5 protein-coding genes are annotated in these 5,728 nt (G+C 71.5%); 3 read left to right on the forward strand and 2 right to left on the reverse strand.

Going from position 1 to position 5,728, the window contains the following annotated elements:
* From ABTZ89_RS34700 to lysX, 3 genes are all read left to right on the forward strand, one after another.
* Positions 1-404: ATP-binding cassette domain-containing protein (locus tag ABTZ89_RS34700; RefSeq protein ID WP_351052856.1), on the forward strand; the 404-nt coding region annotated here is incomplete at its 5' end.
* Complete coding sequence (locus tag ABTZ89_RS34705) at positions 404-1,267, forward strand: MauE/DoxX family redox-associated membrane protein (protein WP_351052867.1); 864 nt, start codon at positions 404-406, stop codon at positions 1,265-1,267. The genes ABTZ89_RS34700 and ABTZ89_RS34705, both read left to right, overlap by 1 nt.
* Positions 1,268-1,435: 168 nt before the next feature.
* Positions 1,436-4,717: a bifunctional lysylphosphatidylglycerol synthetase/lysine--tRNA ligase LysX gene (gene lysX, locus ABTZ89_RS34710; RefSeq protein WP_351052859.1), complete on the forward strand. Its 3,282-nt coding sequence runs from the start codon at positions 1,436-1,438 to the stop codon at positions 4,715-4,717.
* Position 4,718: 1 nt separating this feature from the next.
* On the opposite strand, the gene ABTZ89_RS34715 is transcribed toward lysX, so the two are convergent.
* On the reverse strand, positions 4,719-5,015 hold the full coding sequence (locus ABTZ89_RS34715; RefSeq protein ID WP_351052862.1) for an MmcQ/YjbR family DNA-binding protein: 297 nt from the start codon (positions 5,013-5,015) through the stop codon (positions 4,719-4,721).
* A 50-nt stretch (positions 5,016-5,065) separates the two neighbouring features.
* Positions 5,066-5,728: alpha/beta hydrolase (locus tag ABTZ89_RS34720; protein ID WP_351052865.1), on the reverse strand; the 663-nt coding region annotated here is incomplete at its 5' end.

Consider the following 5,728-nt stretch of genomic DNA (forward strand, 5'->3'; position numbering starts at 1 on the left):
CCGATGCGGTGCTCGACCGGCTCGGCGACGGCTACGAAACGCTGCTGGACCGCAGGTTCCGCGGCGGGCACGACCTGTCCGGCGGCCAGTGGCAGCGCATCGCGATCGCCCGCGCCTTCTACCGGGACGCGGACGTGATGATCTTCGACGAGCCGACCTCGGCGCTGGACCCGCGGGCCGAGCACGCGCTGTTCGAGCGGATCCGGCAGCACGCCGAAGGCCGGACCGTGGTGCTGATCTCGCACCGGCTCTCCAGCGTCCGCTACGCCGACCGGATCTACGTGCTGGATCGCGGACGGGTCGTCGAGCAGGGAGCCCACGCCGACCTGCTCCTCGCCGGGGGCCGCTACGCCCAGCTCTACGAGCTGCAGGCCGCCGCCTACCGAGAGCCGAGTTCGGCGTGATGGGCTGGTCCGCCGCGGCAGCTCTGGCGGTGGCCGGGGTGCTCGCCTTCGCCGCGGTCGGCAAGCTGCGCGATTTCGGGCGGTTCGCCCGTGCTGTCCTCGGCTACCAGATCGTTCCCGACCGGATGGTCCGGGCGGTGGCTCGGATTGTCCTCGCAGCGGAACTGCTGAGCGCGGTGTTGCTCGTGGTACCTCCCGCGCGGGTGTGGGGGTCGGTGCTCGCGGTGGTGTTGTTCAGCGCGTTCCTGATCGGCATGGGCAGCGTGCTGCGCCGCGGGATGCGGGTGCCCTGCGGCTGTTTGCAGGCCGTGGAACGGGTCGGTGCGGCGTCGCTGACCCGCACGGCTTTGCTGCTGGTGCTGGCGGTGCTGGCCGGATTCGGTGCGGGCACGCCGTTCGAGGTGGTGCAGCTGCCGGTTGCCGCGTTGCTGGTCGGGGCGGTGTTCGCGGTGGCCTGGCTGATTTCGCGCCGGGACGCGTTGCCGCCCGGCCCGGTGGTGGGCCGGAGGTTCGAGATCGGTGCCGAGGTGTCGGACTTCGCCGGTGGTGGAGATCGCGTCCTGTTCGCCTACATCTCCCCGCTGTGCGGCGCCTGCAGGTCGGTTCTGCCCGATTTCCGCGCGGCGGCCGATCTGCTGCCGGTGGTGCTGGTGAGCTCCAGCGAGGCTGGTGAGGTCCGGGATTACCTGGCCGAGCAGGGCATCGACCTGCCGGTGGTGACCGGCCCGGACGTCTTCGAGGCCAACGGGGTTCCCGGCCCGCCCTACGCCGTGGTCACCGACGGGTCCGGTGTGGTGCTGGCGCACAGCGGTGCGAACCGGCCGGAGCAGCTGGCGGTGCTCCTCGCCGATGTCGGGAGTTGACCCCGGGTTCCGAATCGGTCTGTTCGTCCTCTGTGGGCGGACATCGCCGAAATGGGCACAAGATCAAGGAAATTCTCGCCACTCGAATCCGGGGTGCCGACACGGCGCCGGTTCGCGGCCGTAGATTGGGACCGGCGGAAGCGAACCATTCGAGGCCGGAGGGAACACGTGGTCGAGCAGACGGCGACCGGTGCCCATCGCTGGCGCAGTCGGATCCCGAGCACCACCGCAGGCGCGCTGTTCGTCATCGCACTGCTGTGCGTCGGCTCAGCGGTCGGGCTGGCGCTGTTCGGCAACGTGCAGCCGGTGCGCAGATTCGTCGACAACGTGCTTTTCCCGGCGCCGCCGAACCTCGCTTACGGCGCCTTCATCGCGATCCTCGCCGGGGCGCTCAAGCGGCGCAAGCGGTTCGCGCTGTGGATCCTGCTCGGCATCCTGGTGCTGCAGCTGATCGGCGACGTCGTGGTGCTGGTGATGCTGGGCGACCACTTCCAGGCCCAGTGGATCGCCGAGCTGGGCGAGCTGGGCACCCGCTACCAGCTGGCGGTCGCCTTCGCCTGGGTGTTCATCGCCAACATCGGCATCTCGGCGCTGGCCTTCGGCTGCCTGTGGTGGGCCCGCGACGAGTTCTACGGCCGCTCCCAGCACGGCAGCGGCTACCTCGCCGCAGCGGTGTTCGGAGTGCTCGTCTCCGCGTTCGTGGGCCTGGGCTTCGCGCTCGTTTCGGCGTTCCACGGCTCGCTGCACGACACCTGGTCGCGGTTCACGTGGACCGTGGAGCGGGTGCTCGGCGGTGCCGTCGACTTCGACGTCACGCGCGTCGGACACGCGCCGGGCTGGGTCAACCTGGTCCTCGGCCTGTTCGGCATGACCGCCCTGTTCGCCTCGCTGTACCTGCTGCTGCGCGCACAACGGCTGGCCGCCGCCCTGCACCCGGAGGAGGAGCAGCAGATCCGGCTCCTGCTCGCCGAGCACGGCGAACAGGACTCCCTGGGCTACTTCGCGACGCGCCGCGACAAGGCGGTGCTGTTCTCCGACAGCCGCAAGTCCGCGATCACCTACCGGGTGGTGGCCGGGGTGTGCCTGGCCAGCGGCGACCCGCTGGGCGACCCGGAGGCGTGGCCGCCGGTGATCGACAAGTGGCTCGCGATGTGCCGGGAGTACACCTGGACCCCGGCCGTGATGGGTGTCAGCGAAGCGGGCGCGACCGCCTACTCCCGGGCCGGCATGAAGGTCCTGCAGCTCGGCGACGAAGCGATCCTGCACACCGGCGAGTTCGACCTCGACGGCCGGGACATGCGGCCGGTGCGGCAGGCGGTGAACCGGGTGCACCGCGCCGGGCACACCGCCCGCGTGCGGCGGCACCGCGAGGTGCCCGAGCCGGAGATGGCCGAGGTCGCGCGGCTGGCCGAGGCCTGGCGCGACACCGACACCGAGCGCGGCTTCTCCATGGCGCTCGGACGGCTCGGCGACCCGCAGGACGGGGAGTGCGTGCTCGTCGAAGCGGTGACCGACGACGGCGAGACGGTCGCGCTGCTGTCGCTGGTGCCGTGGGGGCGCGGCGGGCTGTCGCTGGACCTCATGCGGCGCGACCGCGACGCGGACAACGGCGTGGTCGAGTTCATGGTCAACGCGCTGGTGCAGGCCGCGCCGCGGCTCGGCGTGGAGCGGATCTCGCTGAACTTCGCGATGTTCCGCGCCGCGTTCGAGGAGGGCGCGCGGATCGGTGCCGGGCCGGTGCTGCGGGCCTGGCGGGGCTTGCTGCTGTTCTTCTCCCGGTGGTGGCAGCTCGAATCGCTGTACCGGTCCAACGTCAAGTACCGGCCGCACTGGTTCCCGCGCTACGTCGCGTTCGCCGAGCGCCGTGACCTGGCGCGCGTGGGCATCGCATCGGCCGCGGCGGAGGGATTCCTCCCGGCGCCCCGGCAGACGTCCACATCGGACTCCTCGGTGCCGCTGCCCGTCCCGGGCGCCGAACCTGCCGAGCGGGAGCACACCGAGGAGCAGCAGCAGGTCAGGCAGGACAAGCTGGTGGCCCTGCGCGACGCTGGTGTCGATCCCTACCCGGTCGCGGTGGCGCGGGCGGAACGCTGCCAGGACGTCGTCGAGCGGCACCGGGGGCTGCTGCCGGATTCGCGGACCGGCGAGAGCACGTCGGTGGCCGGGCGCGTGGTGCTGGTGCGCGACCACGGCGGCGTGTGCTTCGCGACGTTGCGCGACTTCTCCGGTGACCTGCAGGTGATGCTCACCGCCGAGCAGTCCGGCGCGGAGCTGCAGCGGAGCTGGCGGCAGCAGGTGGACATCGGTGACCAGGTGTCGGTGACCGGCGAGATCGCCACCTCCCGCAAGGGGGAGATCTCGATCCTGGCCACCGACTGGCAGCTGGCCGCGAAGTGCCTGCACCCGCTGCCCGACAAGCGGCGCGGACTCGTCGACCCCGAGGCCCGGGTCCGGCAGCGCCACGTCGACCTGATCGTCCGCCCGGAAGCCCGAGCCGCCTTGCGGGCCCGCAGCAAGGCGGTGCAGGCGGTGCGGCAAACGCTGCTGGACGAGGACTTCCTCGAGGTGGAGACGCCGATCCTGCAGCCGGTGCACGGCGGAGCCAACGCCCGGCCGTTCACCACGCACATCAACGCCTACGACATGCGCCTGTACCTGCGGATCGCCCCGGAGCTGTACCTGAAGCGGCTGTGCGTGGGCGGTGTGGAGCGGCTGTTCGAGATCGGCCGCAACTTCCGGAACGAGGGCGTATCGCACAAGCACAACCCGGAATTCACCATGCTCGAGGCGTACCAGGCCTACGGCGACTACACGACGATCCGGGAGCTGTGCCAGAACCTGGTGCAGGCGGCCGCGATCGCCGCGAACGGGGCGCCCGAAGCCGGCGGGTGCGACCTGAGCGGTGACTGGCCGGTGGTGACGGTCAACGACGCGGTGTCGCAGGCCTTGGGGGAGGAGGTCACGGTCGACACGGACTTGCCGCGCCTGCGGCAGCTCTGCGACGCCGCGTCCGTGCCCTACCAACAGCACTGGAGCCGCGGGGCGGTGCTGCTGGAGATGTACGAGCGCCTCGTGGAGGCGCGCACGACGACGCCGACCTTCTACTCGGACTTCCCCGCCGAGGTCTCGCCGCTGACCCGCCCGCACCGCGACGACCCGAGGCTCGCCGAACGCTGGGACCTGGTCGCGTTCGGCACCGAACTGGGCACCGGCTACTCCGAGCTCGTCGACCCCGTCGAGCAGCGCCGCCGGCTCACCGAGCAGTCCCTGCTGGCCTCCGGTGGCGACCCGGAGGCGATGGAGCTCGACGAGGACTTCCTCGCCGCGCTGGCCTACGGGATGCCGCCGACGGGCGGGTTGGGGTTGGGGCTGGACCGGCTGGTCATGCTGCTCACCGGCGCATCGATCCGCGAGACCTTGGCGTTCCCGCTGGTCAAGCCGCGCGGGTGAGTCACCGGCGGCGGTGCTGCCAGGCGAGCTCGACCAGCTCGGCCAGTCGCTCGGGGGAGACCAGGGCGAGGTCGATGCGGATGCCGATCGGCTTGTCGGACCGTCGCACCGGCTCGACGCCTTCGCCGACCGCGCCCGCCACGTCGTCCCCGCCGAGGGAGAGCATCGCGTGGCCGGTCTTGTCGATGGAGGCGAAGTTCTTGCCGCGGACGGCGAACGCGGGCATCCGGAAGTGGGTTCCTTCGGTGACGTCGGGCATGGCCAGCACCATGCGCCGGAAGTCGTCGAGCGTGCTCATCTGCCCTCCCAGAGCTCGGGGTCTGAGAGGGTAGACGACAGGACCGACGGTCAGCGCTGCTTCGGTGGCTGGTCGCCGGTGAAGTGCTGGGCGGCGAAGGTCAGCAGGTAGGGCAGCCCGATGCGGGCCGTGCGCCAGGTGTGCCATTCGCCCGGTTCAGCGCGGACCGCGACGTCGACGCCGCGGGCGGCGAGCTGGTCGGCCAGCCGGTACGACAGGTCGACGTCGCTGTGCGCGACGACACCGGCGTGCAGCATCACCGCGAACGGCTGCGGTACCTGCAACGTGGGCAGGTACTCGCGCGGGGAGTTGGCGCGCTGCAGGTCCGGGTGCCCGGCGAGCAGGTCGGTGCCCGGGTCGTCGTACGGTTCGCTGGCCAGGACGGCCGAGTAGGTGCCCTGGTTGCGCAGGCCCAGGTTCAGCGCGCAGAACGCGCCACCGCTCATGCCGCCGATCGCCCGGTCGCCGCGATCGGGCAAGGTGCGGAACCGGGCGTCCACCTCGCGCGGCACGGTGCTGGTCAAGTACGTCTCCAGCTGCGGGCCGCCGGGGACGTTCAGGCACTCCCAGTCGGTGCCGGTGCCCGCGGTGGCGTCGACCGCGACGATGATCATCGGGGGCGTGGTGCGCGTGTCGGAGAGCGCTTGCAGCGTTTGGATCGCGCCGCCGGGACCCAGCCAGTCGTCCGGGCCGCCGCTGGGGTAGCCGTGGAC

Source organism: Saccharopolyspora sp. NPDC002686 (genome assembly GCF_040295745.1).
GTDB classification, from domain to species: domain Bacteria; phylum Actinomycetota; class Actinomycetes; order Mycobacteriales; family Pseudonocardiaceae; genus Saccharopolyspora; species Saccharopolyspora oryzae.

Coding starts and splice junctions, on each gene's coding strand:
- ABTZ89_RS34705 (WP_351052867.1), top strand. CDS start 404: ATGGGCTGGTCCGCCGCGGCAGCTCTGGCGGTGGCCGGGGTGCTCGCC.
- ABTZ89_RS34715 (WP_351052862.1), bottom strand. CDS start 5,015: ATGAGCACGCTCGACGACTTCCGGCGCATGGTGCTGGCCATGCCCGAC.